The 26,811-nt window shown below is 70.8% G+C and carries 26 protein-coding genes and 4 pseudogenes; 17 read left to right on the top strand and 13 right to left on the bottom strand.

All coding sequences use genetic code 11. The annotated features are described in order from the left end of the window. Positions 1-162 precede the first annotated feature (162 nt). From ACF08M_RS24530 to ACF08M_RS24515, 4 genes and pseudogenes are all read left to right on the top strand, one after another. Positions 163-1,389: a cytochrome P450 gene (locus ACF08M_RS24530; protein ID WP_392187416.1), complete on the top strand. Its 1,227-nt coding sequence runs from the start codon at positions 163-165 to the stop codon at positions 1,387-1,389. A 59-nt stretch (positions 1,390-1,448) separates the two neighbouring features. After that, complete coding sequence (locus tag ACF08M_RS24525; RefSeq protein ID WP_392187415.1) at positions 1,449-1,643, top strand: ferredoxin; 195 nt, start codon at positions 1,449-1,451, stop codon at positions 1,641-1,643. Then, positions 1,640-2,854 (top strand): NAD(P)/FAD-dependent oxidoreductase, encoded by a 1,215-nt coding sequence (locus ACF08M_RS24520; protein ID WP_392187414.1) that lies wholly within the window; start codon positions 1,640-1,642, stop codon positions 2,852-2,854. Before ACF08M_RS24525 ends, ACF08M_RS24520 begins: the two co-directional genes overlap by 4 nt. Before the next feature lie 291 nt (positions 2,855-3,145). Then, positions 3,146-3,236, top strand: a pseudogene (locus ACF08M_RS24515) (hypothetical protein); the annotation flags it as partial. A 58-nt stretch (positions 3,237-3,294) separates the two neighbouring features. Here ACF08M_RS24515 and ACF08M_RS24510 read toward each other — a convergent pair. The 4 genes and pseudogenes from ACF08M_RS24510 to ACF08M_RS24495 form a co-directional block, all read right to left on the bottom strand. Next, positions 3,295-3,459 (bottom strand): annotated as a pseudogene (locus ACF08M_RS24510) (transposase); the annotation flags it as partial. A 12-nt stretch (positions 3,460-3,471) separates the two neighbouring features. Continuing rightward, positions 3,472-3,849, bottom strand: a complete 378-nt coding sequence (locus ACF08M_RS24505; RefSeq protein ID WP_392187413.1) for a helix-turn-helix domain-containing protein — start codon at positions 3,847-3,849, stop codon at positions 3,472-3,474. Continuing rightward, on the bottom strand, positions 3,846-4,097 hold the full coding sequence (locus tag ACF08M_RS24500; RefSeq protein ID WP_392187412.1) for a thiamine-binding protein: 252 nt from the start codon (positions 4,095-4,097) through the stop codon (positions 3,846-3,848). The genes ACF08M_RS24505 and ACF08M_RS24500 overlap by 4 nt, the downstream gene beginning before the upstream one ends. A gap of 119 nt (positions 4,098-4,216) precedes the next feature. Beyond that, positions 4,217-5,422 (bottom strand): lactonase family protein, encoded by a 1,206-nt coding sequence (locus ACF08M_RS24495; protein ID WP_392187411.1) that lies wholly within the window; start codon positions 5,420-5,422, stop codon positions 4,217-4,219. A gap of 322 nt (positions 5,423-5,744) precedes the next feature. On the opposite strand from ACF08M_RS24495, the gene ACF08M_RS24490 reads away from it, so the two are divergent. After that, complete coding sequence (locus ACF08M_RS24490; RefSeq protein ID WP_392187410.1) at positions 5,745-6,299, top strand: GNAT family N-acetyltransferase; 555 nt, start codon at positions 5,745-5,747, stop codon at positions 6,297-6,299. 76 nt (positions 6,300-6,375) lie between these two features. Next, positions 6,376-6,597 carry a hypothetical protein gene (locus ACF08M_RS24485; protein WP_392187409.1) on the top strand — a complete coding sequence of 74 codons (222 nt, stop codon included), beginning with the start codon at positions 6,376-6,378 and terminating at the stop codon, positions 6,595-6,597. 22 nt (positions 6,598-6,619) lie between these two features. Here the strand turns inward: ACF08M_RS24485 and ACF08M_RS24480 are convergent, their stop codons facing one another. Then, on the bottom strand, positions 6,620-8,227 hold the full coding sequence (locus tag ACF08M_RS24480; RefSeq protein WP_392187408.1) for an AMP-binding protein: 1,608 nt from the start codon (positions 8,225-8,227) through the stop codon (positions 6,620-6,622). Beyond that, positions 8,224-9,906, bottom strand: coding sequence for an AMP-binding protein (locus ACF08M_RS24475; protein ID WP_392187407.1), 1,683 nt, complete (start codon positions 9,904-9,906; stop codon positions 8,224-8,226). Before ACF08M_RS24475 ends, ACF08M_RS24480 begins: the two co-directional genes overlap by 4 nt. A 138-nt stretch (positions 9,907-10,044) precedes the next feature. On the opposite strand from ACF08M_RS24475, the gene ACF08M_RS24470 reads away from it, so the two are divergent. Beyond that, complete coding sequence (locus tag ACF08M_RS24470) at positions 10,045-10,887, top strand: response regulator transcription factor (protein ID WP_392187406.1); 843 nt, start codon at positions 10,045-10,047, stop codon at positions 10,885-10,887. Positions 10,888-10,912: 25 nt separating this feature from the next. Here the strand turns inward: ACF08M_RS24470 and ACF08M_RS24465 are convergent, their stop codons facing one another. Further along, positions 10,913-12,082: a winged helix DNA-binding domain-containing protein gene (locus ACF08M_RS24465; protein ID WP_392187405.1), complete on the bottom strand. Its 1,170-nt coding sequence runs from the start codon at positions 12,080-12,082 to the stop codon at positions 10,913-10,915. Positions 12,083-12,213: 131 nt separating this feature from the next. On the opposite strand from ACF08M_RS24465, the gene ACF08M_RS24460 reads away from it, so the two are divergent. Continuing rightward, positions 12,214-13,089 carry a DMT family transporter gene (locus ACF08M_RS24460; RefSeq protein WP_392187404.1) on the top strand — a complete coding sequence of 292 codons (876 nt, stop codon included), beginning with the start codon at positions 12,214-12,216 and terminating at the stop codon, positions 13,087-13,089. Positions 13,090-13,205: 116 nt separating this feature from the next. Beyond that, a complete protein-coding gene (locus tag ACF08M_RS24455) occupies positions 13,206-13,631 on the top strand; it encodes a cold-shock protein (RefSeq protein WP_392187403.1) in 426 nt (141 codons plus the stop codon). A 77-nt stretch (positions 13,632-13,708) separates the two neighbouring features. On the opposite strand, the gene ACF08M_RS24450 is transcribed toward ACF08M_RS24455, so the two are convergent. After that, positions 13,709-13,939 carry a DUF6296 family protein gene (locus tag ACF08M_RS24450; RefSeq protein ID WP_392187421.1) on the bottom strand — a complete coding sequence of 77 codons (231 nt, stop codon included), beginning with the start codon at positions 13,937-13,939 and terminating at the stop codon, positions 13,709-13,711. Between the two features lie 257 nt (positions 13,940-14,196). On the opposite strand from ACF08M_RS24450, the gene ACF08M_RS24445 reads away from it, so the two are divergent. Both ACF08M_RS24445 and ACF08M_RS24440 read left to right on the top strand, forming a co-directional pair. After that, positions 14,197-14,649 carry a DUF5709 domain-containing protein gene (locus ACF08M_RS24445; RefSeq protein WP_392187402.1) on the top strand — a complete coding sequence of 151 codons (453 nt, stop codon included), beginning with the start codon at positions 14,197-14,199 and terminating at the stop codon, positions 14,647-14,649. 257 nt (positions 14,650-14,906) lie between these two features. After that, on the top strand, positions 14,907-15,275 hold the full coding sequence (locus ACF08M_RS24440; RefSeq protein WP_392187401.1) for a nuclear transport factor 2 family protein: 369 nt from the start codon (positions 14,907-14,909) through the stop codon (positions 15,273-15,275). A gap of 169 nt (positions 15,276-15,444) precedes the next feature. On the opposite strand, the gene ACF08M_RS24435 is transcribed toward ACF08M_RS24440, so the two are convergent. Together ACF08M_RS24435 and ACF08M_RS24430 are read right to left on the bottom strand one after the other, a co-directional pair. Beyond that, entirely contained in the window at positions 15,445-16,254 is an 810-nt protein-coding gene (locus ACF08M_RS24435; protein ID WP_392187420.1) for an ArsR/SmtB family transcription factor, read from the bottom strand. A gap of 46 nt (positions 16,255-16,300) precedes the next feature. Then, a pseudogene (locus ACF08M_RS24430) lies at positions 16,301-16,585 on the bottom strand (IS200/IS605 family accessory protein TnpB-related protein); the annotation flags it as partial. Between ACF08M_RS24430 and ACF08M_RS24425 the strand changes: the two are divergent. Next, positions 16,487-16,720, top strand: coding sequence for a hypothetical protein (locus ACF08M_RS24425; RefSeq protein ID WP_392187422.1), 234 nt, complete (start codon positions 16,487-16,489; stop codon positions 16,718-16,720). The pseudogene ACF08M_RS24430 and the gene ACF08M_RS24425 overlap by 99 nt on opposite strands. Positions 16,721-16,796: 76 nt before the next feature. Here ACF08M_RS24425 and ACF08M_RS24420 read toward each other — a convergent pair. Further along, positions 16,797-17,189 (bottom strand): annotated as a pseudogene (locus tag ACF08M_RS24420) (beta-ketoacyl synthase N-terminal-like domain-containing protein); the annotation flags it as partial. 120 nt (positions 17,190-17,309) lie between these two features. Here ACF08M_RS24420 and ACF08M_RS24415 point away from each other — a divergent pair. Beyond that, positions 17,310-18,860 (top strand): peptidoglycan-binding protein, encoded by a 1,551-nt coding sequence (locus ACF08M_RS24415; RefSeq protein WP_392187400.1) that lies wholly within the window; start codon positions 17,310-17,312, stop codon positions 18,858-18,860. A gap of 137 nt (positions 18,861-18,997) precedes the next feature. Here the strand turns inward: ACF08M_RS24415 and ACF08M_RS24410 are convergent, their stop codons facing one another. Together ACF08M_RS24410 and ACF08M_RS24405 are read right to left on the bottom strand one after the other, a co-directional pair. After that, positions 18,998-19,168 (bottom strand): LPXTG cell wall anchor domain-containing protein, encoded by a 171-nt coding sequence (locus tag ACF08M_RS24410; protein WP_392187399.1) that lies wholly within the window; start codon positions 19,166-19,168, stop codon positions 18,998-19,000. A 70-nt stretch (positions 19,169-19,238) separates the two neighbouring features. Then, complete coding sequence (locus ACF08M_RS24405) at positions 19,239-19,889, bottom strand: hypothetical protein (protein ID WP_392187398.1); 651 nt, start codon at positions 19,887-19,889, stop codon at positions 19,239-19,241. 483 nt (positions 19,890-20,372) lie between these two features. On the opposite strand from ACF08M_RS24405, the gene ACF08M_RS24400 reads away from it, so the two are divergent. The 4 genes from ACF08M_RS24400 to ACF08M_RS24385 all read left to right on the top strand — a co-directional run bounded on the left by ACF08M_RS24400 (position 20,373) and on the right by ACF08M_RS24385 (position 26,789). After that, positions 20,373-21,821 carry an MFS transporter gene (locus ACF08M_RS24400; protein WP_392187397.1) on the top strand — a complete coding sequence of 483 codons (1,449 nt, stop codon included), beginning with the start codon at positions 20,373-20,375 and terminating at the stop codon, positions 21,819-21,821. Between the two features lie 100 nt (positions 21,822-21,921). Continuing rightward, a complete protein-coding gene (locus ACF08M_RS24395; RefSeq protein ID WP_392187396.1) occupies positions 21,922-23,493 on the top strand; it encodes an FGGY family carbohydrate kinase in 1,572 nt (523 codons plus the stop codon). Positions 23,494-23,565: 72 nt separating this feature from the next. Next, on the top strand, positions 23,566-25,239 hold the full coding sequence (locus ACF08M_RS24390; RefSeq protein WP_392187395.1) for an FAD-dependent oxidoreductase: 1,674 nt from the start codon (positions 23,566-23,568) through the stop codon (positions 25,237-25,239). Next, complete coding sequence (locus ACF08M_RS24385; RefSeq protein WP_392187394.1) at positions 25,236-26,789, top strand: FAD-binding oxidoreductase; 1,554 nt, start codon at positions 25,236-25,238, stop codon at positions 26,787-26,789. Before ACF08M_RS24390 ends, ACF08M_RS24385 begins: the two co-directional genes overlap by 4 nt. Positions 26,790-26,811: the final 22 nt, after the last annotated feature.

Here is a 26,811-nt window from a genome sequence, read left to right as displayed (position 1 = left end):
CGACAGCCGGGCCACCACCATTCTCACAACCAGCCCGCAACAGAGAAACGGCCCGCCGGAGAAATCGACGGACCGTCATGCAAGATCGAGGCTAGTTGCATGGGGCTACTAACGCTGTTAGGAAAGTGGTCACGTGATCCCTCTTCCCCACGGAGGCACCGTATGACCGAGACCGCAGACACCACGGTCGAACTGCCCGAACACCCCAGCCCCCGGGCAGCCGGCTGCCCGTTCGCCCCCCCGCCCGCGCTGCAGACGCTCCAGGCGGACAGCCCCGTCGCCCGGGTGCGGATCTGGGACGGCAGCAGCCCCTGGCTGATCACGCGGCACGATCATCTGCGTACCCTGCTCGGTGATCCGCGCGTCAGTTCCGACCCGGCACTGCCCGGATTCCCGCACCGCAACGCCGGGATGCGGGAGCGGGACCGGCAGAACCCCACATTCCTCAACATGGACGATCCCGAGCACGCCCGGCTGCGCCGCATGGTGACCGCTCCCTTCGCGGTCAAGCGAATGAACGCGCTGCGGCCGGCGGTCCAGAAGATCGTCGACGATCTGATCGACGAGATGCTTGCCGGACCCAGGCCCGTCGACTTGGTCGAGACGTTCGCACTCCCGGTCCCCAGCCTGGTCATCTGCGAACTGCTGGGCGTCCCGTACGAGAAGCACGACTTCTTCCAGCGCTGCACCAAGGTCATCGTCCGTGGCACATCGACGCCCGAGGAAGTGCAGGAGGCGACCGAGGCACTCACCGACTACCTCGACGACCTCCTGACCGCCAAGCGCGCTGCGCCCAGCGACGACCTTCTGTCCGAACTGGCCGTCAAACGTGTGGCCACCGGCGAGATGACGCAACGCGAGGCCGCACGGATGGGCGTCCTGCTGCTGGGCGCCGGGCACGAGACGACGGCCAACATGATCGCGCTGGGCACCCTCGCCCTTCTGGAGAACCCGGCCCAACTCGCCCTGCTGCGCGAGTCGGAGGACCGCGCGGTGACCGCTGCCGCGGTCGAGGAACTGCTGCGCTACCTGAACATCACCCACTCCGGACGCCGCCGGGTGGCACTGGAGGACATCGAGGTCGGCGGCCGTACCATACGCGCGGGCGAGGGCATCATCTTCGCCAACGACATCGCCAACCGCGACCCCGACGCCTTCCCCGACCCGGACCGACTGGACGTCACCCGCGATGCCCGCCGCCATGTGGCCTTCGGGTTTGGTGTGCACCAGTGCCTGGGGCAGCCGCTGGCCCGCGTCGAGTTGCAGTGCGTCTACAGCACCCTCTACAGGCGCGTCCCCACTCTCCAGTTGGCCACCGGCATCGACCGACTGGACTTCAAGCACGACGGCATCGTCTACGGCGTCTACGCACTGCCCGTCACCTGGTGACCTGTCACTGTCCCCCGCTGTCTCCTGCTCACATCCCCCCAAGCGGAAACGAGAAGCCCATGCGCGTGGAAGTTGACCAGCCCAAGTGTGTCGCCTCCGGCCAGTGCGTCCTGCTGGCCCCCGACGTCTTCGACCAGGACGACGACGGCATCGTCGAACTGCTCACCGACACCCCCGACCCCACCCACCACGACGACGTCAGGGAGTCGGCGGCCGTCTGCCCGGCCGCGGCGATCCGCCTGGTCAGGTCGTGACCGCCGCCCCACCACGCCGGATCGTCGTCGTCGGTGCCTCGGCGGCCGGTCTGTCGGCCGCCGAGACCCTGCGCCGGGAAGGCTTCGACGGCTCGCTCACCCTCATCGGCCGGGAACGCCACCTGCCCTACGACCGGCCGCCCCTGTCCAAACAAATCCTGTCCCGCGCCTGGGCCGTCGAACGGACCGCCCTGCGCCCGCGGGCCGACGTGGAGGCCCTCGACCTGGAACTCCGGCTCGGGACCGCCGCCACCGCCCTGTCCACCAGGACCCGTACGGTGACCCTGGCCGACGGAACCGAATGCGGCTTCGACGGCCTGATCATCGCCACCGGAGTCCGGCCGCGCCACCTCCCCGGGCCGCCCACACCGGGCGTGCACACCCTGCGCACCCTGGACGACGCCCTCGCCCTGCACGAGCGTCTCGGCGAGGGCCGCCGACTGGTCGTCGTCGGTGCCGGGTTCCTGGGCTCCGAAGTGGCGTCCTCGGCCCGCGCCCTGGGGACCGCCGTCACCCTCGTCGAGCCCGCGCCCGTTCCCCTCGCCCACGTCCTCGGACACCGGGCCGGTGAACACCTCGCGCACCTGCACCGCGATCACGGGGTGGACCTGCGTTCCGGTACCAGGGTCGCCGAGACGGTGATCCGGGGCGGTCGGCTCACCGCCGTCCGGCTGTCCGACGGGACACTGGTCCCGGCTGATGACGTGCTCGTCGCCATCGGGTCCGAACCCAACACCGCCTGGCTCGACGGCAGCGGCCTGCACCTGGCCGACGGCGTGGTCTGCGACCGATACCTCGCCGCGGCCCCCGGCGTCTTTGCCGCCGGGGACGTGGCCCGCTGGCACAACCCCCTGTTCGACGCCGACATGCGCGTCGAACACCGGACCAACGCCGCCGAACAAGCCGTGGCCGCCGCCCGCAACCTGCTCCACCCCGAATCCGCCCGTGTCTTCGCCTCCGTCCCCTATTTCTGGTCCGACCAGCACGGAATGAGGATCCAGGCATACGGTCACCTCCGCGGCCACGACGAAGCACGCGTCGTCGCAGGCGACTCGGCCCGGGGCCGTTTCCTCGTCGCCTACCGCACCGGTCATCGGCTCACTGGCGCCCTGGCCCTGGGCATGCCGCCCAAGGCGCTGCGCCGCTGGCGGACGGCCATCGCCACCGGGAGCGACTGGCAGGCTGCCACGGCGACAGCTCCGGCCGTTTGACCACGAAACCCGAAAGGTGTTCAGGGCGTTGGCCTGCCGACCGGGACGGCCGGTCAACGCCCCTCACCCCCGGACGTCGCATCGGACCTGAGCCCGCGGGCGAGTCACCGCGGGTGGCGGTGGCCCCGCAGCTCCGAGGAGCCGACGGTCGAATCATGCAGCCGGCGGGGCGGCACGATGTGAACGCACGGTGTCCGCTGCCGAGGTGGCCGTGAGCGACGACATGGCCGACGGTGGAGACGAAATCACCGGCCCGGTGGCCGACACATGGCAGCTTTTGGCAGTCCCGACCGCCTGTCCTCCTTCGCTGGTCTTGCCCCCGTTCCTCGTGACTCGGGCCGTGTCAGCGGCAACATACGTAGGCCCCGCCGCTATCACCGCGGCCCGCTTCGGGCCTTATACCTCTCCTCGATGGCCAGCTTGAAATCTTGCCCCGCATCGCGAAGCCACGGCGACACATCGACCGCCAGGACCAGGCGCCCGCCGTCGAAACGCGGCAGCGACAGCCCGGCCGGCACCGCCCGCAGCCGACCGACGTCGAGCCGGCCGTGGTTCAAGCCGCCGCACATCGCGCCGTACCCACGACGATGCTCGGGCAACAGCGATTGATGCCTCAACTACTCGCCTTTGGGGGCGATTTCCCTGTTGAGGTAGTTGTAGACGGTGAAGCGGCTGACCCCCAGCGCGCCCGCCACCGTCTCCACGCCGTGGCGTACGGAGAAGGCACCGCGTGCCTCCAGGGCCCGTACCACCGACTGCTTGGTCCTGCGGTCCAGCGCGGCGAGCGGCATACCGTGCCGCCGCTCCATGGTGGCCAGGATGTGGTCGAGCGACTCCGAGAGCTGGGGCAGCCGGACGGCTATGACGTCCTCACCCTCCCAGGCCAGCACGACGTCGTCGGGCTGAGCCTGCTCGGGTCCGAGCAGCTCGGCTCCCATGGCGTCGACGAGCGGCTTGACCGCGGTGACGAGGGGGTGGTCCGCCGGTTCGGTCACTTCGGACCCTCCCCGATCACGTTGACCTGGAGCGACACCCGGGTGGCACCGGATGTCAGGACGCGGCGCAGCAGGGAGTCCACCGCGGTGAGCACCTCGTCCACGCCGCCCTCCGCGGTGTTGCCGAAGGGGCCGACGTCCACGGCGTCCAGTTCGGCGTTCTGGATGACCTCGCGCGCGACGACCGCGTGGGCGGGCGCCTCGTCGAGATCGAAGGGCTCGGTGGTGAACTCCACTCTCAAGCGCACTGTGCCTCCCTGGTGCGTTCGCCGCGTCTTCGTGGACCCGCGGCCCGGGGCCCGACCCTAACGGACGGGCACCGGGGGCGTCCGGTGACGGCTGCCCTCGTTCGCGGGGAGGCTCCCGCTCACTCGCCGGACGGTCCCGGTGTCCGGTACGGGAGCACGCAGACGGCCACCGGGGCGGGGAAGGCGTCGCCGGTACGGGTCAGGCCGCCGCTCCTCGCGTCGACCCGGAAGGCCGTCACCGTGCTCGACCTCTGGTTGGCCGCGAAGAGCAGCCGCCCGTCCGGCGAGAACGCGATCTGGCGGGGGAAGTCGCCGTCGGCCGGCACGGTGTCGAGGAGCCGCAGCGTTGCCCCGTCGTCCTCGACCTCGTACCGCGTGAGGCTGTTGTGCCCCCGGTTGGCGAGGTAGGCGAAACGGCCGTCGCCGGTGACCAGGAACTGTGCGGGGTAACTGGTGCCGGCACCGGTCCCGGTGGGCTGCGGGGCACCCGGGGAGAGGATGCCGGTGGCCGGGTCGTAGCCGCAGACGACGGCGGTGTTGTCGACCTCGCAGGCCAGGTAGGCGAAGCGACCGCCCGGGTGAAATGTGATGTGGCGGGGGCCGGATCCGGGGCGCAGGGCCGCGCGGGAGACCTGCGCGAGCGTGCCGCGTTCCTCGTCGAGCCGGTATGTGTACACGGAGTCGTTGCCGAGGTCCACGGCGAGGATGTGGCCGCCGTCCGGAGTGGTGATGATCTGGTGGGCGTGCGGCCCGTCCTGGCCGGGGCCGGGCGGCGGCGTGGTGTGGGCGACCAGGTCCGTGCGCTCCCCCAGCGAGCCGTCGCCCCGGACGGGGTGCACCGCGACACTGCCGGAGGTGTAGTTCGCGGTGAGCAGCCATCTTCCCGTGGGATGGACGGAGAGATGGGTGGGTCCCGCCCCGCCCGTGCCGCGGGTTCCGAGCACCCGGTGGCCGCCGTCCGGGGCGAGCGCGACGGCCGTCACCCCGCCCCGCTCCTGCTCGTCGACCGCGTAGACGGTGGCGCCCGAGGGATGCATGGCCAGGTACGAGGGGTTCTCGATGCCGGTGATCACGGGGCCGCCGGAGAGCGCCCCGGTGGCGGCGTCGTACGCCGCCGTACCGATGCCCTTGCCGCCGCCCTCGGCCGAGGTGTACGTGCCGAGCAGCAACCACCCGGTGCCGCGCGGGCGCGAACCGACCGCGGGCACGGAGTCCGGCACGGCCGCCGGGCGCCGGGCCGGTCCCGGCGGCGCGGGGGCCACGGACAGGGCGGCACCGGCGAGCAGGGCGCCGAGGACGGTGCGCCGGCTGGTGGCGTGGTTCATGCGAAGCACCTCGCGTGCGGGTCGAGTGCGGGCGTCGGGCGTCGGGCGGACGAGTACGGCGGTCGAGTCGGCCGCGTCGGACGCACCAGCCACCCTGTCCCGCCCCGCACCGCCTCGGCAACCGGCGCAATTCCGGCTTCACCTCGCGCAACCCGCACGAAGGCACCCGGCCCGCGTTCCGGGCACCTCCTCGACAGCTCTCCCAGCCCCGGACAACCTTCCGTTAAACAGAAGTAAATTTCCTTAATGCGGAAGGAGCCCGAAATCCTCATGGCCTACCCGGACCAGCACCTCCGTCGCGCCGGAGCGCCATACTGACCGCATGCGTATCCGTACCGCCCGCCGCTCCGATCTTCCGCTGCTCCAGGACATCGAGCGCGCCGCCGGCGAACCGTTCCGCGCGCTCGGCATGACCGCCATCGCGGACGACGACCCTCCGCCCCTCGACCTGCTGGACGGCTACCGCCTCGCCGGCCGCGCCTGGGTGGCCGTGGACCACGAGGACCGTCCGGTCGGCTACCTGATCGCCGAACCGGTCGACGGCGCGGCCCATATCGAGCAGGTCTCCGTCCATCCGTCCGCCGCACGGCGCGGACTGGGCAGCACACTCATCGACCATCTCGCCGGATGGGCGGCCGGCCGGCGGCTGAGCGCACTCACGCTGACGACCTTCTCCCACGTCCCGTGGAACGCCCCGTACTACGCCCGCCTCGGCTTCCGCACGCTCACGGAATCCGAACTCACCGAGGGGCTGCGGAAGATCAGGGCGGAGGAGGCGGAACACGGCCTGGACCGCTGGCCGAGAGTCTGCATGCGCCGCGAGATCCCGCGCGCGGAACACGACCCGCACCTCAGCGGAACCGGTCGGCAACAATGAGTGCAATCGGTCACGTTCGGGCCAGGGGCCACAAATGTTCGCGGCGTTGTCAGTGGCGGGCCCTAAGGTAGGGGTCATGGCTTTAACTCCACGGCACACCCCGCCCACGGACCCCTCGCGCACGACCCGGGCGACGCCCCCGTCCGCCGCCGCGGCGAACGAGGCGATACGGGCGTTGGTCGACGCGCGGGCCGGCCAGGAATGGTCCTCCGTGGAGTCCGCCGCCTACGAGGTGCTGCTGATCGAATGGGCGGCCGCGACCCGGGGCGTCGCCGGCGAGATCATCGAGGCCGCCTGACGACGCCCGGGGCGGCCGGCTCCTACCGGCCGTAGCCCTCCCGCAGCTCGATCTTCCGGACCTTCCCGCTGACCGTCATCGGGAAGGACTCCAGGATCTGCAGCCGTCGCGGGATCTTGTAGTGCGCCAGTTGTTCGCGGCAGTAGCCCGTCACCTCCTCCAGGGTCGGCGGGTCCGTCGGATCCCTCGGGATGACGCAGGCCAGGATCTCCTCCCCGTACGTATCGTCCGGTACGCCCACCACCTGCACACCGGCGATCTTCGGGTGGCCGTAGAGGAACTCCTCGATCTCCCGCGGGTACACGTTCTCGCCACCACGGATGATCATGTCCTTGATCCGGCCGACGATCTCGACGTAACCGTCCTTCCGCATCACGGCGAGGTCCCCGGTGTGCATCCAGCGGCCGGCGTCTATCACCTCCGCGGTGCGCTCGGCCTGCTCCCAGTATCCGAGCATCACGCTGTAGCCCCGGGTGCACAGTTCGCCCGCCGCGCCGCGCTCCAGGGTCACCCCGGTCACCGGGTCGACGACCTTGACCTCGATGTGCGGCATGACCCGGCCGACCGTGCCGGTGCGGCGCTCCAGGTCGTCGTCGCGGCGGGTCTGGGTGGAGACCGGCGAGGTCTCCGTCATCCCGTAGCAGATGGACACCTCGTCCATGTGCATCTCGGCGACGACCCGCTTCATCACCTCGACCGGGCAGGGCGATCCGGCCATGATGCCGGTGCGCAGCGAGGAGAGGTCGTACGAGGCGAAGTCGGGGAGGTTCAGCTCCGCGATGAACATGGTGGGGACGCCGTAGAGCGAAGTGCACCGCTCCTGCTCGACGGCTGCCAGCACCGCGGCGGGCTCGAAGGAGGGCGCCGGGATCACGATGCAGGCGCCGTGCGAGGTGGCGCCGAGGTTGCCCATGACCATGCCGAAGCAGTGGTAGAAGGGGACGGGCAGGCAGATCCGGTCCTGTTCCGTGTAGGCGACCAGCTCCCCCACGAAGTAGCCGTTGTTGAGGATGTTGTGGTGGGAGAGGGTGGCCCCCTTGGGGAAGCCGGTGGTACCGGAGGTGTACTGGATGTTGATCGGGTCGTCGCAGGACAACTCTGCCGCGCGGGCCGCGAGTTGTTCCTCCGTCACGGACCCGGAGCCGGCCAGCAGGGCGTCCCAGGACGGGTCGCCGATGTAGTGCACCGCGCGCAGGGCCGGGCAGCCGCCGCGGACCTGGTCGACCAGCGCGCGGTAGTCGCTGGTGCGGTGCGAGAGCGTGGAGACCAGGAGCGAGATCCCGGCCTGCTTCAGCACGTACTCCAGCTCGTGCGCCCGGTAGGCCGGGTTGATGTTGACCATGACGGCGCCGATGCGGGCGGTGGCGTACTGCACGAGGACCCACTCGGGGCAGTTGAGCGCCCAGATCCCGACCCGGTCCCCCTTGGCCACCCCCGATGCCATCAGCGCACGGGCCAGCTCATCGACCGCCGCACCGAACTCGGTGTACGTCCAGCGCCGCCCCGATGCGACGTCGACGAGCGCCTCGCGTTCCCCGAACGCCTCGACCGCGCGGTCGAGATTGCCCGCGATCGTGTCGCCGAGCAGCGCCGTGGTGCCGGTGCCGTGCGCGTAGGACAGTTCCTTCATCGCAGATCCCCCTCGTCGTACTCGATCCCGGTGCCGGTGCCCCGGGCGGTGCGCTCGCGCAGCTCGATGCGGCGGATCTTGCCGGAGACCGTCTTGGGCAGCTCGGCGAACTCCAGTCGGCGGACCCGCTTGTACGGGGCGAGGACCGCTCGGGAGTGCTCGAACAGCACCTTCGCCGTGTCCGGTCCCGGCTCCCAGCCCTCCGCGAGCACGATGTACGCCTTCGGCACCGCGAGGCGTACCGGGTCGGGGGCCGGGACGACGGCGGCCTCGGCGACCGCCTCGTGCTCCAGCAGCGCGCTCTCCAGCTCGAACGGCGAGATCTTGTAGTCGGACGCCTTGAAGACGTCGTCGGCGCGGCCCACGTAGGTGATGTAGCCGTCCTGGTCGCGGGAGCCGATGTCGCCGGTGCGGTAGTAGCCGCCGGCCATGGCCTGCGCGGTCCGGTCCGGATCGCCGTGGTAACCGGTCATCAGGCCCACCGGACGGTCCGAGAGATCGAGGGAGATCTCCCCCTCGACCGCGCCGGGCTCGCCGGTGACCGGGTCGAGGAGCTCGACCTTGAAACCGGGGCTGGGCCGTCCCATCGAACCGGTCTTCAGCAGCTGCCCCGGGGTGTTGGCGACCTGGACGGCGGTCTCCGTCTGGCCGAAGCCGTCCCGGATGGTGACGCCCCAGGTGCGCCGTACCGTCTCGATGACCTCCGGGTTCAGCGGCTCGCCGGCCGCGACGACCTCGCGCGGCGGGGTCTTCAGCTGGGAGAGGTCGGCCTGGATCAGCATCCGCCAGACAGTGGGCGGGGCGCAGAAGCTGGTCACGCCCGAGCGGTCCATCTCGGCCATCAGCCGGCCCGCGTCGAAGCGGGTGTAGTTGAAGATGAAGACGGTCGCCTCGGCGCTCCAGGGCGCGAAGAGGTTCGACCAGGCGTGCTTGGCCCAGCCGGGCGAGGAGATGTTGAGGTGGACGTCCCCGGGCTTGAGGCCGATCCAGTACATCGTCGACAAGTGGCCCACGGGGTAGGAGACATGGGTGTGTTCGACAAGCTTGGGGCTGGCGGTCGTGCCGGAGGTGAAGTAGAGCATCAGCGGTTCGTCGGCGTCGGTCTCCCGGTCCGCCTCGAAGGTTTCCGGCAGCTCGTCGGCGCCGGTGTAGGACAGCCAGCCGGGCAGGTCCGCGCCGACGGCGATCCGGGTGTAGTCGCCGGGCACCTCGTCGAACTTGGCGGTGTCGGTGTCCCTCACCAGGACATGCCGGACCCGGCCGCGCTCCACCCGGTCGCGCAGATCGACCGGGCCGAGGAGCGGGGTGGCGGGGATGACGACGGCACGCAGCTTCATCGCGGCGAGGGCCGTCTCCCACAGCTCGACCTGGTTGCCGAGCATGACGAGGATCCGGTCCCCGGCCCGTACCCCCTGGGCGCGCAGCCAGTTGGCAGCCTGGTTGGAGCGGGCGGACATCCGGGCGAAGGAGACCTCGGTACGGCCGTCGTCCTCCTCCACGATGTGCAGGGCGGTGCGGTCGTTGTTCTCGGCGATGGCGTCGAACCAGTCGAGCGCCCAGTTGAAATGGTCGGCCCGGGGCCAGCGGAAGCCCTGGTAGGCCGCGTGGTAGTCCTCGCGGTGCTGGAGCAGAAAGTCCCGGGCGGCCCGGAATGTCTCCGTCGCACTGGTTGCCGACATGTGCCCTCCTCATTGCGGACCGGACCGGTCGCTTAACATCATGTAAACAGTGACCCAGGTCTCACCACCCCCGAACGGGGGTGCGGCGGGCGAGGCTGCCGTGGCTCCGGAGCCGGGACCGGGCAGGGAGGCGACAGCATGCCGGAATCCGTCGATGCGATCGAGATGCAGACGGCACTGCTGCGGCTGCGCCGGATCAGCGGTCTGCCCGTGGCCTTCGGCGGCCTGCTCTCGGATGCCCGCCACGCCCGGATAGCCGAGCTGAACGGGGCCCAGACGACCGCCCTGCGCGGGCTCGTCATCTCGGCGGGCAGCGGGCTCGGTGGCAAATCGATCGCCCTGTCCCGCCCCTGTGCGGTGACCGACTACCACTCCTCGCGTCACATCAGCCACGAGTACGACATGGCGGTTGCGGCGGAGGGCCTGCGCGCGGTGGTCGCGGTGCCCGTCGTCGTACGGCGCAAGGTGCGTGGCCTGCTGTACGGGGCGCTCCGCGAGCCGGTCTCGCTCGGGGACCGTACGTTCGACGCGGCGGTCGCCGCCGCCCGCGATGTGGAGCAGGCCCTGGTCGTACGGGACGAGGTGCAGCAGCTCCTGGCCGTGACCCGGGAACAGGTCACGGATCCGGCGGCCGCGCCGGCGGCGTGGGAGGACGTCCGCGAGGCCCATCGCGAACTGCGCGCCCTGGTCCCGAGGGTCGTCGACCCGACGCTGCGCGGCGAGTTGATCTCGGTGTGCGGGCGGCTCGCCTCGGCGGCCGGGGCGCGGGCGCCGAAGCCTCGCGGCGTGCAGCTGGCCCCGCGCGAGGTGGACGTGCTGGCCTGTGTGGCGGCCGGGACGACGAACGCGGTGGCGGCGGAGCGGCTGGGGCTGCGGCCGGAGACGGTGAAGAGCTATCTGCGTTCGGCGATGCGCAAGCTGGGCGCGCACACCCGGCTGGAGGCCGTGGTGGCGGCCCGGCGCGCGGGGCTGCTGCCCTGAGAGCCTGTCGTCCGGCGGATGCTCATCATTCGAAGTCGATGAACGTCGCGAACCGGATGTCGTATCCGTTCGCACGGGTGGCAGCCGTCGTCATGGTGGAGAGCATCCGTACCGCCTCGTCCGTCACGGCGTCACGATCCGCCGGGCTCAGCCTGCCGAGCGGCTGCACGGTGAGGGTCGTCGCGCCGGGGCCGGCCCCGGCGTCGCCGCCCAGCCGCCAGATCGCCGCGAGGAATCCGCCGACCAGCACCGATCCGTACGCCTGGTTGCCGTTCCCGTTGCGCCCCCGGTAGCGCGGTGGAATGACGCGCGTGCGGTCCGCGTGGCCGAGCAGCACGTTGTCGAACTCGGGCAGGAAGCGCGGCGGGGCAGGGGTGTCCTCGTCGGGGCGCGGGGCGTCCGGCAGGTCGAAGAGCTCGGTGCCGTTCTCGTCCCGGAAGGTCATGAGCCGCGGCCGCAGCCGTTCGAAGACCTCGCGCAGCCGGGTCAGCCCGGCCCACGTCTGCATGTCCTGCACGGAGGCGGGCCCGAAGGCAGCGAGATAGCGAAGCACGGTGGCATCGGGTGCGGGAACCGGCTCCGACGGGCTGCCGAGCCAGTGCTCGACGGTGGTCAGCGCGACCCGGCCGCTCCTCCCCCACACCCCGCGCGGGGTGACCTGGACCAGCGGCAGCAGACAGCGGGCGGCCACGCCCAGTGCCTGCGGATCGGCCTCGGGCCACTCGGCCAGCAGCGCCTCGCGGATCTCCTTGGGCGTACGGGGCCGCTCCTCGACGAGCTCCCTGGCGAGTGTCCCGAGCCGGTCCTGATCCACCCCGGCGAGCCCCTTGCGGAAGGTCCTGAGCTCCCGGTCGCGCGCCGCCTGGACGAGTGGGCGCAGGGTGAGCGCGTCCGCTGCGGTGTGCAGGTGGATGGTGGAGCGCAGGGTGACGATCCGGACCACCTCGCGGGACTCCATCAGCTCCGCGAGCCCGGCGGGGGTGAAGCCGTCGAGGCGGGCGAAGAGCTGGTAGTACGGCGGCTTGGTGTTCTGCGCCTGGAGGCCGACCAGATGCTCGACGGCGTCCTTCGCGGACATCGAGGTCCGGCGCAGCAGCAGCTGCCGCTCCAGGGTGGCGCGGCCCAGCGCGCGCGGTGAGAGCACGACGGGTGCGGCGGGGTTCGTCTTCGCGTCGGTGCTCTTCTTCGGTGCCATGGACGGCACGCTACGCGGACTTGCGGACATCTTCCGTCCTCATGGGCTATCGCGGTCCGCTCCGCGCTCCCCGCCATGCCGCCGTACGGCAGGACCCGGGATCACGGACCCGCCGCCCGCATCATGGTGCGGTGATCAGCGTCCTGTTCGCCGTCCTGACCGCGCTCAGCAACGGCGTGGCCTCCGTACTCCAGCGTCGCGCCGCCCGCACCGTCCCCGACGCCGAGGCAATGCGTCTGTCGCTGATCGGGCATCTGCTGCACCAACGCATGTGGCTGGCCGGGATCGGCATGGTGATCGTCGCGGCCGTGTGCCAGGCCGTGGCGCTGGCCACCGGGCCGATCGCCGTGGTCCAACCGATCTTTGTGATCGAACTGCCGGCCACGCTGCTGATGGCCGGATTCGTGATGCGGGTCCGGCTTCCCCGGCGGCTCTGGTTCGCGGTGGCGGCCATGACCCTGGGACTGGCCCTGGGCATGGCCTCCGCGGCACCGGGTGGCGGCAGCGCATCCGTGCAGGGGGCGGCCTGGGTGCCGACGCTGATCCTGACCGGCCTCTTCGAGGCCGCGCTGATCGGCGCGGCCCTGAGCACGCGGGGCAACCCCCGGGGCGCGCTGCTCGGCCTCGCCGCCGCATGCGGGTACGCGCTCACGGCCGCGCTCATGAAAGACGCCATGGCGCGGCTCGAGAACGGCGGCGGAGCGGTGGAGCTCTTCACGTCCTGGCAGCTGTACGCCACGGCGGCGGCGGGAATGGGGGCACTGTTCCTCCTCCAGAACGCCCTCCACGCGGGCACGCTGGTCGCCGTCCAGCCGCCACTCACCCTCGGTGACGCGCTGATCAGCGTTCTGTACGGGGTGACCCTGTTCGGCGAGAACCTGCGCACCGGGTGGTGGGTGCTGCCCGTACTGGTCGCGCTCGTCCTGATCGCGGTGGGCTGCGTCGAGCTGGCCCGCTCCCCGCTGGCGTCCGGAACCGCGCCCCCGCCGACGCGCAGGCTCAAGTGAAGCGGTCCCGGCGATTCCACGGATAGGGTCGCGCTACCCGGATCCGCGGGGCTATTCTCCGGTCGAGCCATGTGTGGCAACGGGCAAGGGGCCCGAATTCTTTCTTGGGGGTTGGTGTGGTTTCTGGTCGCGTGGTGCGGTTCGACGGCGCACGGGGATACGGATTCATCTCGCCCGATCACGGCGGTGAGGATGTCTTTCTCCATGTGAATGACATGCTGATCCCGGAGTCCTACGTACACACGGGTACGGTGGTCGAGTTCGAGATCGAGGACGGTGACCGGGGGCTGAAGGCATCGTCCGTCCGGCTCGCCGAGGGCCCCGACGGGAAGCCGCTGACTCCTCCGAGGTCCGGCCCGCTCCATGGTTCGGGATCGGCGGACGACGACACCCTGTGCGACGTGCTCAGTGCGTCCGAGTACACCAAGGAGGTGACCGACCTCCTGCTGGAGTCGGCACCGACACTGACAGGTGCTCAGATCCTGCAGATCCGCAGCGGGTTGCTGCAGTTCGCCAAGAACCACGGCTGGACGGAGGGCTGACGGCCCCGGTCCGACGGAGCGGTGAATCGTCCGGCGGCCCGTCCGACCGTGACCGGCCGGACGGGCCGCCGGGTGGTTCAGACACTCGGTTCCCGCACCACCAGTGGGGTGCCGAGCACCTGGTGCCCGCCGCTGGCCAGCATGCGCACCTCTCCGCGGTCGCTGATCTCCGCACGCACGATTCCGGTCTCGTCCTCGTAGATCGGGTACCCACCCGCACCCGACTGCGCGGTACGCCGAACGGTCACCGTGTCGTCCTCCACGGCGAACGCCTGAAATACCAGCTCATAGCTCTCCGGGTAGTCCATGGCGATTCTCCCGATACCGATCGTGGCAGGACGTGGTTCCACCTGCCACTTCCATCGTGCCTCCGACGGGCTCCCGACGCCCGGCCTGCGGCCCACGGCTGCGGGGTGACACCCCGGCCACCTATCCTGAACCCATACGGGCGGTTCGACGGCACCAGGGCGCATATCGCACACCTACCGCATGTACGCCCCCTTTCCGCCGACTCGCGTGCGTGGCATGCACGACCGGGATCCCTGAAATCGGGAAGGGACAGACCATGAAGGATGGCGACATGGGAGACGATGTCTACCAGCCCCAGCAGCCGGAGGCCTCCGACCCCATCGAGCAGCTCGACATCGAGGACACCCTGGACAACCGGGGGCTGACCGACCTCCTCGACGAGGGCTACTCCCCACCCGAGCGACCGTGGGCGGTGGAGGACCAGGGCACCACGGCCGCCGAACAGCACAGCGGCGAGCCGCTGGAGAGCCGTCTGGCACGGGAACTGCCCGAGGTCACCGAAGCCGACGGCGACGGCGTGGGAGATCTGTCCGACGGTGACGGCGAACCCTGGGACACGGAGGTCGGTTCGGTACGCGCGGGCCGTCTCACCCGGCAGCTGGACATCAATGAGCCGGACACTCTGGCGGCCGAGGACGTCGGGATCGACGGAGCGGCGGCATCGGCCGAGGAAGCGGCCATGTATGTCGTCCCGGACAACCAGGTGTGAGGGTCGGGGCCTCCTTCCGCCCCACCTCCTCCGCGCCCGGCCCCGCCGCTTCGCTGCCCGGCGGCCGCCGTGCCCGCCCCACAGCAACTTCCGTCCCGCCCCGCCCTCCCGTTCCACCACGATGTGACACCGCACCGACCGCCCCGAATCATGACCTCGGAGGTAATCGACGCCTCCCGCGCCATCGGACATCGTGTTCCTCACCAGCACACGGGAGCCCGGCCCCAAGGGCCGGGACGCAAGGAGAGGACAGCACGATGACCGCATACGAGGACGCCGTTCAGCGCTACTTCGTCGCCTGGAACGCGGCCACCCCCGAGGATCTGGAGAAGGCCGTGGCGGCAGCCTTCACCGAGACCGCCACCTACACCGACCCGCTGGCGGACGTGCGTGGCCACGACGAGCTCACGGCCACGATCAACGGGGCCCACCAGCAGTTCCCCGGCTTCGAGTTCCGGCTGACCGGCACCCCGGACGGGCACCACGACATCGTGCGCTTCAGCTGGGAACTGGTCTCCGCCACCGACGGCTCGGCACCCGTCGCCGGGTCGGACGTGCTCAAGCTCGACGACGACGGCCGCATCGCTTCGGTCAGCGGCTTCCTCGACCGGGTACCCGGGGCCTGACCCCCGTCCCGAGTTCCTCGCGCCCTCGGTCCCGCCCTCGGCCGGAATGCCCCCGGGCAGTTCCGCGTCGAGGGCGGGATCGTCGGACGCGGCGGCGGAGCGGCCGCGCCCGTGTCCGGGCGATCCGGGGCCCGGCCCCGGATCGCCCCGCCGCCGGACGAGCCCGCCCTCAGGCCTGCTCGTCGAGGAACTTCCCGCCCTCCAGCAGGGTCTTGAGCGTCGACAGGATCACGATCCAACCGCCGCTGACACCCTCCAGCATCTTGCTGTCCGGGCTGTCGAAACCGTCGTGGGTAATGGTCAGCCTGATACCCGTCTCGGGCTCGTCGGCCGGCTCGATGTCGAAGGCGACCTTCGACCGCTCCCGGACGGCCTTCTCCCACTCCTGGTCGGAGGCGAAGTCGAACATCTGGCGGTGCATGGGCTGCAGGGTGTGCCAGGTGTACGAGAGCCGCTTGCCCGGCTCCGCCTCCAGGACCCGTTGGCCGACCTCCTCGAACTCGCCGTCCGGGTCCATCTTCCAGCGGACCGGCGCGCCGGCCTCCCATGTCGAGTCCGGGCCGTAGCCACCCATGTAGATCTTGATGAACTCCGGGTCGGTCAGCGCCTGGTAGAGCTTCTCGGCGGTGGTCTGGATGTAGATGACGTAGACGAACTCGGGCTTGTCCATGACCGTTCCTTCCAGGGTCTGCTCAAGGTGGGACCGCGCGTCGGGGCGGTGGCGTTCGTACCGGCAGATCCAGCGGTCGGCGACCTCCTGGATGGGCGCCGGGTCGAGGTAGTGCAGCTTCTCCCGGCCCCTGCGTACCACGGTGACCAGCAGCGCCGATTCCAGCACCGCCAGATGTTTGCTCACCGCCTGCCGGCTCATGCCCAGGCCCTCGCTCAGCTCCCGCAGAGTCCGGCCGTCGCGTGCGTCGAGCCGGTCGAGGAGTTCCCGGCGGCTCGGATCGGCGAGCGCCTTGAATATCGCGTCCATCGCCGCCGTCACGGTCATCGCCGCCTGTTCGTGTCTCGGACCGTTCCTAACCAGTGTGCATGAGTGGGTCCTGGACCCAATCATGTGTGCTGGGCGCGTCCCGAACGGTGTTGGATGCGCTGGGTTGCCGCTTTCTCGTCCCGTTCGGCGGCACGCCTCCAGGGGCGTGGTCCGTGGCGGGTGGGCGGGTTCCCTCACGTCCTCGGGTGCCTGGTTCGGCCTGGGCGGTCCGATGCCCCGCACGATCTCTCCGGTCGTGTGGGGGCGGTGCCGTCCGACGCCGGACCGGGTGTCCGAGGGCGCGTCGTCCGATCGCGATGCCGGCGGCATCCTGACCAGTCCCGGCATCCGCCGCTTCGACTACGACGTGGTGCACATCAACGCGGAGTTCGCCGACCAGGCGAGCGATCACGACCCGCAGATCGTACGGGTGGACGTCACGGCGCGGGGTCACGAACAGCATTGACCCGCGGGCCCGCGCGAGAGCGCGGGCCGTGGGTGGGGCCGGCCGGCCCCACCCACATCGGGGTCCGGCCCCTGAGCAGTCCGCCGTGTGCGGAACCGATGACGACGGCGACCCGTCCGCTGCCCCAGACCGCGGGGTCGAGTCCGGCATCGGCGACGGCCTCACGGGCCGCGAGCACGGCGAACTGCGAGAAGCGGTCCATCAGCCGTGCGGCGGCCACCCCGAGCACGGCCTTCGTGTCGAGGCCGGTGATGGTGTACATGAAGTCGCAGGGCGGATCGTGGAGTTCGGGCTGCTGGTCCATGCGGACCGCGGCGGCGACGGGAGCGGATCGCGCGGTCCGGAGCCGGTCCGGTGCGGCGCCACCCCTCCTCCCGACAGCGTGATCCGGTACGCGCCGAAACCCCTCACCGGCCGCAGCCGTGGCCTGCGCTTCAACCGCATCGGAGTGAGAGGGAGTTCGACACACCGGCAGGTGATTGTCATGCCCCGGACACGTCGATACGCTGAGCGGGCTTCGGCCCCTCGGCCCACCCCACTCGGGCCCGGGGGCCGTTCTTCTCTCCCCCCACACAGAGCAGGAGCAGGTATGCCCAGACGAGCCGCCGCCCACACAGGGGCCCGCGCATCCGTCCTGGCGGCCCTCACCGCCACTGTCCTGGCCGCGACCGGCACTCCGGCCCTCGCCGCCCCGCCCGCCGACCGCCCCATGAACCGGGCGTTCGCACGTGCGGCCGCTGAATTCGACGTACCGCGCGATCTGCTCGCCGCCGTCGGGTACGGCGAGACCCGTCTCGACGGCCATTCCGGGCAGCCCAGCCAGGCGAACGGGTACGGCGTGATGCACCTGGTGAGCAACCCCACGAACCGGACGCTGGAGCAGGCGGCCGCCCTCACCGGCGAACCCCTCGCCGACCTCCGCACCGACACCGCTGCCAACATCCTGGGCGGCGCGGCGGTGCTGCGTGGCTACGCGGACAGACTCGGCCTGGACGACCGGGAGCGCGACGACATCAACGCCTGGTACCCGGCCGTCGCCCGGTACAGCGGCTCGACGGGGCACCTTGCCGCCCTCTACGCCGACACCGTGTACACCTTCCTGGCCCACGGGCTCGACGCGGTCGTCACCGGCGGCGAGCGGATCTCGGTGACCGGCCGTCCGGTGTCGCCGCAGAAGGGACCACTCGCCACCGCCGCCGTACGCACCGGGAGCGCCGACTACCCGTCGGCCCTGTGGGTTCCGGCCCATGCGAACAACTTCGCCGCGGGCCGGTCGGCCGAGATCGACAAAGTGATTGTCCACGTCACCCAGGGCTCGTACGCGGGCTCGATCAGCTGGTTCCAGAACCCGTCGGCAGAGGTGAGCGCGCACTATGTGGTGCGTTCCTCCGACGGCGAGATCACCCAGATGGTGCGCGACAGCGACACCGCGTACCACGCGCGGAGCGAGAACGCCTCGGCACTCGGTATCGAACACGAGGGATTCATCGACGACCCGTCCTGGTTCACGGACACGATGTACCGCTCGTCGGCGGCTCTGACCAGCTACCTGTGCGACCGGTACGGAATTCCGAAGGACCGGGCGCACATCATCGGACACAGCGAGGCGCCCGGCAACGATCACACGGACCCGGGCCCGTACTGGGACTGGACGCGCTACATGCAGTTGGTGGGCGGGGACACCGGCGGCGACAGCAGCGACGGGCTGAGCTTCACCGCGTACGCGACCCAGCGAAGCGGTTCGACGGGTGCCCAGGTCAGGGCGGTTCAGCGACTGCTGGGCGAGCAGGGTCATCCGGTGGGCACGGTGGACGGCAGCTTCGGTGCGGCCACCCAGGGCGCGGTGACGGCGTACCAGTCGGCCCATGGGCTGGACGCGGACGGCGTCGTGGGGGCCAGGACCTGGACCGCACTGCTGTCGGCCGGCCCGACGGCGGCCCTTGAACCCGGTGCCTCGGGCGACGGGGTGAAGCGGCTCCAGCGCTCGCTGACCGCGGCGCTCGGTTCGGTGGTCGGCATCGACGGGAGCTTCGGCCCGGAGACGACGACGGCGGTGCGCTCCTATCAGACGAGCCGGGGTCTGCCGGCCGACGGCATCGTGGGGCCGGCCACCTGGGCCGCCTTGCAGGCGGGGCGCTGACGAGCCCCTGGCGGGAAGGCCGTGGTGCCGGACGTCCGCGGGGACGTCCGGCCGGACCGTCGTTCCGGCCCCGCCACTGCGGCCCTCCCCGTCCGGGCCCCCGGTGATGACCTTGGGGCCCGGACGGTCATCGGGCGTCAGGCCCGCTTGGCCCGGCGGCGGGCCGCCACGACCAGACCGGTGCCCGCGGCGAGCACCACAACGGTGCCGATGACCAGCGGGACCGTACCGCTGCTGCCCGTCCACGCCAGGTCGCCACCACCGGTGCCGGGCACCGAGGTGTCCGGCGGGGACGCGGCCGGCGTCATCAGCGGGCAGTTGACCGGAGGTTGGTCACGACCTCGGCCGGCTCACCCACCCCCGTCTCCACCGATCGGATCAGGTGAGCTTGAAGAAGAGTGTGTCCTGGGTGTACCAGTCGATGTTCTTCGTCGCGTACTCCCACTCGCCGTGCTCGAAGTCGAGCTTGTCGATGAGTTCCTGGACGTCGTACCGGAAGTCCGGGTTCATCCTGTCCAGGACGGCGCGGTAGGCGTCGGCGGCAGGCTTGGTCCTGGCGAGCGGGAGGTGGCCGATGGCCGGGTAGCCGTCCATCGAGTACGGGATGTGAGGGAAGCCGTCGGGCAGCCCCCCGTAGAGGTAGCCGTGGGGCAGCAGGTCGGCGGGCACATCGAGGCGGCGCAGCTCGTCGTCCACCAGACCGAAGAACGTCGAAGGCTTGGAGTAGGTACCCAGCTGGGAGGGGTCGGAGGCGTTGTGGTCGATGATGTGCTGCAGAGCGGAGTTGTAGGCGTTGCCCGCGCACTCCGCGTCCGCGTCGGCGCGCCCGGCGATCAGGTGATCCAGGGCGTCGGGGATGGACAGGCCCCAGTCGACACCCTGGTGGTCGAGATCGTCCTGATGGGCCCGGGCGTCCTTGCGCATGCCGTCGAGGCGGCGCAGTTGGTCCGCCGTGAAGTTGCCGTTGCCGCCGAGGTAGGCCAGGACGTCGGCCTTGTCCGCTGTGGAGTACGCAATGTTGTGACTCATGATCACCATAGTGCCAATCGGCGCTGACACCCTTTGTCGTCGCCCTCCTGGCGTGCTCACCGGCCAACGGGAGCCGCCCCGATGCCAGCCAGTCGTGCCCAGGCGGACGGTCACCGGCGCCACCTCGAACCGGACAGCGGACAACGGGGAAGGGGGAAGGGGGAAGGGGGAAAGGAAGTTCGCGTCGTGGTGATGTGCGCCGCAGCCCCGTACCGGCAGGGACCGGGTCACGCCCCGTTTCGCGACCCGTATCGCGTTCCAGGCGTGCGCGTCACGTTTGTGTAACCTGCCGGAAACCCTTGACGTTCCTCCTGACTCGTTCTTAACCTCACTGCATAGTTCGTACTTCCAGCAGTTCACGTGCTGCGGCGCTTTCCGCAGTGTTTTGACAGGCATAGACATAGACCACCTGTCGGTGGTTTCGTCATGCCTGTTTTTTTGTGCTCCCCGTGCCGCCGATGGGTCTTCCTCGAAGGCGGATTCATGGCACAACGTCCGAGCGTCAAAGGCGTCGCCGATGTCGTTGCGCTCATCGATGGGCTGGGAAAGATCACCGGCCGGGCGCAAGTCATCTGGTTTCTCGTGTTCGGCGGGCTGTTCCTCGACGCCTATTCGAATGCGGCACTGAGCGCCGGTCTGGGGCCGATGACGTCCCAGATGGAGCTGACCAGCACCCAGGTCTCGATCCTCACGGCCACCGCTCCGGCCCTGGCGATCATCTTCAACCCGGTCGGCGGCTGGCTCGCCACCCGGATCGGCCGTGTCCCCCCGCTGCTCATCGCCAAGGTCTTCGCGATCGCGGGCGCCCTGCTCGCCGCCTTCGCCGGTGACTTCACCGTGGTCTGGCTCGGCCGGGTCCTGGTGGGCGTGGCGTACGGCATCGACTTCGCGGTCGCCATGGCGCTGCTCGCCGAGTACACGCCCGCGAAGCTGGGCGGCCGGCTCAACCTGTGGCAGGCCGTCTGGTACGTCGCCACCACCAGCAACCTCGCGCTCGCCCTGGTCTTCTTCAATCTGGACGTCGGCGCGGACATCTGGCGCTGGTCGGTCGGCTCGGCCGCGGTCGTCGCCGCCGCGCTGCTGCTGGGCCAGTGGCTGATGCTCCGGGAGAGCCCCACCTGGCTGGCGAGCAAGGGCCGGCTGGACGAGGCGGTCGTCAACCTGGACAGGATCTACGGGATCAAGGCCGTCGCCGGTAAGCCCGACGAGGCGACCCGCGCCGCCACCGCCGCCCCCGCCATCGGATTCCGCCAGGCCGGGCTGCTCTTCAAGGGCGAGTACCTGCCGCGCACGGTTCTCTCCTCGGTGATCTCGCTCGGGCAGTCGATGCAGTACTTCGCGGTCGGCTGGTACCTCCCGCTGATCAGCCTGACGATCTTCGGCGAGAGCTTCGAGAAGGCCACCATCGGCTCGATGGTCTTCAACGCCTTCGGTATCGCGGGCGGGCTCCTGTCCGCGTACTTCGGCCGTCGCCTCGGACTGCGGCTCAGCTCCGCCGCCGGTTTCGCCGGGGTCTTCGTCGCACTGCTCGCGATGGGACTGACCTTCGAGAAGGTGCCCACGGCCGTGGCGTTCCTGCTGCCGGTGCTGTTCATCCTCTGCCACTCCGCGGGCCCCGGCGCCAACGGGAAGTCCATCGCGGCGCTCTCGTACAGCAGTGACGTCCGCGCGCTCGGCACCGGTGTCACCGGAATGGTGGGCAGCTTCGGCAGTGTCGTCGGTCTGTACGTCTTCCCGCAGATCAAGGACTCGCTGGGGCTCGCCGACACCTTCCTGGCGCTCTCCGTCGTACCGCTGCTCGGCCTGATCACCTGCCTGGCGATCAAGTGGGACCCGACGAAGGCCGCGTCGCCCGACGAGGTCGCCGGACAGGACCGTGCCTCCACCGGCGCCGGTCCGACGGAATCCGCGGAGTCCGTGACCGCGCGCTGACCCGCCGCCGGGCCTGCCGCATCACACGATGGTCCCGTCTCCCGTACCGCCTCCGCATCCTCTCCGCACAGCTCGCGATGTTCTCGAAGAAAGGGCTGCAATGACGCAGACGTTCCCCGGTGCCGCTCCACGGCGCGGTGTGCTGTCCATCGACGAGGGCACCACGGGCACCAGGGCCGGAGTCGTCCTCGACTCGGGCGCCGCCCACGAGGTGTTCTACCGGTCGATCAAGGTCAGCCACCCGGACGACCTCTCGGTCGAGCAGGACCCGATGGAGATCTGGAGCGCCACCATCGAGGTGGCGCGCCGGGCCGTCGGCCGGGCCCGTGAGGACGGCATCGCCATCACCGCGGTCGCGCTCTCCACCCAGCGGGCCACCGCGATGTTGTGGGACCGGGTCAGCGGGCAGCCGCTGCTGCCCGCGGTGGTGTGGCAGGACCGGCGTCACGCACAGGAGCTCACCGCGTACGAGGCGGAGTGGGACGCCGCCCTGCTGGCCCGGCAGGGCCGGCCGGTCGGCGCCCGCGCCCCGTTCCTCTGGGCCGCCCGGCAGATCGCCGCGCACCCGGAGGTGGCCGCCGCGCACCGCGAGGGCAGGCTGCTCTTCGGTACCGTCGACACCTGGCTGATCTGGCGCCTCACCGGCGGCGCCGTGCACGCCACCACCCCGACCAACGCCGCGTCCACCGGTGGCTATCTGCTGGAGCGGCACGCCTGGGACGAGGAGTGGATCAGCCACCTCGGCTTCCCCCTCGATCTGCTTCCGGAACTCCGCTCCGACGACGCCGGATTCGGTACGACCGACCCGGCCGCTCTCGGGATCGCCGTCCCGCTGACCGCCTCCATGGGCGACCAGCACGCCGCACTCGTCGCGCTGGGCGGCCTCGCCGCCGGGCAGGGCATGTGCGTGTACGGGACCGGCGCCTTCGTCGACGCGGCGACCGGCACCACGCCCGCCCTGCCCCGGCCGGACATCTCCGGGGTGCTCGCCCAGCCCGGCCGGCGGCAGGGCGACATCAGCCACTACAGCCTGGAGGCGTACACCTCCACGGCGGGTTCGGCGCTGCGCTGGCTCTGTGACGACCTGGGGCTGTTCGCATCGCCGAAGGAGCTCGGTGAGGAGGCGGGCCGGGTCCCCACGCGGCCGGGCCGCACCCCGCGATTCGTCCCGGCACTCGCCGGGGTCCGTACGCCGGTCTGGCACCCCGAGGCCACCGCTTCCCTCACCGGGCTCACCCTCGCCACCACCCGCGCCGACCTCGCGCGCGCCGTCCTCGACGGGATCGCGCACTCGGTGTGCGACCTGATCGACGGGGTCGCCGACACCATGGGCACACCGTTCACCCGGCTCCGGGTCGGCGGCGGGGTCTCCGGCAGCGACCCGCTCATGCGGATCCAGGCCGACCTGACCGGCCTGCCGCTGGAACGGGTCTCCGACTCCGCGACCGCCAGTCTGCGCGGCACCGCCTATCTGGCCGGTGTCGCCCAGGGCCTGTGGTCCTCGCTCGAAGAGGTCGTCGAGGCACAGCCGCATGGCCGGATCTTCGAGCCGTCGATCACGGCGGCCGAGCGCACCGAGCAGCGGTCCGCCTGGCGCGATGTGCTGATCGCCCATCTCGGCGATCCCGCACTGCTCCCCCTGAAGAACCCCGAACCCCGAACCCCCCACTGACGGCCCCCGCCGTCGCACCGGCGACCCGCACCCGACCACGGCCGCCGCACCGAAACACCAGGAGTTGATGTTGTGATCACCATGCCAGCCCGGAAACCGCGGCGCAGCGCCGCGGCGACCCGCCGAACGCCCCTGCTGCTCGACCGGGCAGCCCTCAAGCGCCGGCTGGCCGACGACACGTACGACGTACTCGTCATCGGCGGCGGCATCACCGGGGCGTACGCCGTGCTCGACGCGGCCTCGCGCGGGCTGCGCGCGGCGCTGGTCGAGAAGGACGACTTCGCCTCCGGCACGTCGTCGAAGTCCTCGAAGATGGTGCACGGCGGCCTGCGCTACATCGAGCAGGGCAACGTCAACCTGGTCCGGCACTCGCTCCTGGAACGGCACCGCTTCCGCAAGAACGCCCCGCATCTGGTGCACCGGCTGCCGTTCCTCTTCCCGATCCTGGAGAAGGAGGGCATCTTCGACGCCCGCCTCGCCAAGGGCTTCGAGGGTCTGCTGTGGACGTACGACCTGGTCGGCGGGTGGCGGATCGGCAAGCTCCACCAGCGGCTCACCGTTCCGGAGGTCCTCGCGCAGGCGCCGACGCTGCGCGCGGAGAACCTCAAGGGCGGGCTGATGTACTTCGACGCCCGTACCGATGACGCCCGACTCGTCCTCACCATCGTCCGCACCGCCGCGGCGCTCGGTGCGACGGTCCTCAACGGTGCCAGGGCCGAGGGTCTGCTGATGCAGATGGGGAAGGTGTCCGGCGCCCGGGTCTCGGCGGACGGCGACACCATCGACATCCGCGCACGAGCCGTCGTCAACGCCACCGGGGTGTGGACCGACGAGCTGGACGCGAAGGCGGACGACGGTCACAAGCCCCAGGTCAGGCCCGCCAAGGGCGTCCACATCGTGGTGCCGTGGGACAAGGTCCGGATCAACTGCACGGTCACCGTGCCGATCCCCGGCCGGGCCCGCCGCGCGACCTGCACCCGCTGGGGCAACAGCGTCGTGCTCGGCACCACCGACGAGGACTACCGGGGCTCCCCCGACGATGTGCACTGCACCCGTGAGGAGATGAACTTCCTGCTGGAGGGCGCCAACACCGCCTTCGAGGGGAAGCTCACCCCGGACGACGTGGTCGGTTCCATCGGCGGCCTGCGTCCGCTGGTCGGCGGCAAGGAGGGCGCGACGCTCGATATGCGGCGCGACCACCACATCACCGTCGGCCGCACCGGCATGGTGACGGTGACCGGCGGCAAGCTCACCACCAGCCGGCACATGGGCGAACTCGTCATCGACAAGGTGATGACGGTCCTCGGCCGCAAGGGGAAGAGCCGTACCACCGACCTTCCGCTGCTCGGCGGCGCCGGTTACGACGCCGAGGCCGTCGCGGCGTCCGGTGGCATCGCCGCGCACCTCGGCGAACGCTTCGGCACCGAGGCCCGGTTCGTCGGCGACCTGATCCAGGACGACCCCGCACTGGCCGAGCCGATCGTCGCGGGGCTCCCGTACACCAGGGCGGAGGTCGTGTACGCGGCCCGCGCCGAGCTGGCCCGCTCGGTCGACGATGTCCTCTCCCGCCGGATACGCGCCCGGCTGTTCGCCCGGGACGCGTCCGTCGACGCCGCCGAGGCCGTCGGCGCGATCCTCGGCCAGGAACTGAACCTCTCGGAGGCCGAGGTGGAGCGTTCGGTCTCCGAGTACCTCGCAGCCGTCCGTCACGAAAAGTCCGTACTCCTCGAAGGGGCAGCAGCATGATCAGCCGTCAGACCATCACCCACCCGTTCAACCGGGGCAACTACACGATCGGTGCCCCGAGCTTCGCCAAGTGGGCGCAGAACACCCCGATCGGAGACGGCGAGGCCGCCCTCCAGGTGGACCCGGTCGAGGTCCCCGACACCGTGATCGAGGCGCTGCGCGGGGCCGCGCACGCGGTGCACACCTCCCGCGACGAGGTCGTCACCCGGACCCGCGACTGGTGGGCCGGTTCGATGATCGGCGAGACCGAGGGCCGTCCCGCGACGCCGAACGCCGTGATCGTCGAGGCGGCCGACGCCGACCAGGTCGCCGCCGTGCTGCGGATCTGCCACGAGGCGGGCATTCCGGTCACCCCGTCCGCCGGCCGCTCGAACGTCACGGGGGCGGCGCTCCCCGTCTTCGGCGGTGTCGTCCTGGACGTCTGCGGGCTGAACGAGATCACCGGCTTCGACGCCGAGTCGAACATCGTGGACGTCCAGGCCGGCATGTTCGGCGACCTCTTCGAGAAGCAGCTCCAGGAGGAGTACGGCGTCACCACCGGCCACTGGCCGTCCGCCTTCGCCGTCTCCACGGTCGGTGGCTGGATCGCCTGCCGCGGCGCCGGTCAGCTCTCCACCCGTTACGGCAAGATCGAGGACATGGTCATCGGCGTCGACGTGGTACACGCGGACGGTACGCGTGCCACGTACGGCGACTACGCCCGCGCCGCGGTCGGCCCGGACCTGCGCCAGCTGTTCATCGGCTCCGAGGGCACCCTGGGCGTCATCGTCTCGGCGCGTCTGCGGGTCCACCCGCTGCCGGAGTACGCCAACGCCGTGGCGTTCGGCTTCAAGACCTTCGCCGAGGGCCTCGACGCCTGCCGCGAGATCATGCAGCGCGGTGCGACCCCGGCCGTCCTGCGTCTGTACGACACCCTGGAGTCGGGCACCCACTTCGGCCACCCGGAGACCAACCTCCTGCTGATCGCGGACGAGGGCGACCCGGCCATCGTCGACGCCTCGATCAAGGTGGCGGCCGAGGTCTGCGAGGCGTACGGCCCCGAGCTGGACAGCAAGGCGGTGTTCGAGCGCTGGCTGGACGAGCGGATGCTGGTCGGCAAGTCCGCCGACGGCTTCAAGCCGGGTCCGGGCTTCGTCGCCGACACCCTGGAGATGGCCGCGTCCTGGACCGACCTCCCGGTGATCTACGACGAGGTGGTCGCCGCGATCCAGTCGGTGCCCGGCACCCTGGCCGCCTCGGCCCACCAGTCCCACGCGTACACCGACGGCGCCTGCGTCTACTTCTCGCTGCGCGGCGACGTGGCTCCCGAGTCGCGCCGCGACTGGTACCGCTCGGTGTGGGACGCGGCCAACGCCGTACTGATCAGGCACGCCGCCGCGCTCAGCCACCACCACGGCTGCGGTCTGCTGCGCGGCCCCTACCTGGAGGAATCCCTCGGGGCGGGCTTCGCGACCTTCGTCGCGGTGAAGAAGGCCCTGGACCCGGCCGGCATTCTCAACCCTGGCAAACTGGGCCTTCCCAGCCGATTCGGTACGTCTCCGCTGAGCTGACGTCAGGCCTCAGCAGCCACGA

The organism is Streptomyces sp. NPDC015032 (genome assembly GCF_043080425.1).
Lineage (GTDB): Bacteria > Actinomycetota > Actinomycetes > Streptomycetales > Streptomycetaceae > Streptomyces.
The sequence above is the reverse complement of the archived record's forward strand: the minus strand, read 5'-3'. Positions and strand labels throughout refer to the sequence as shown.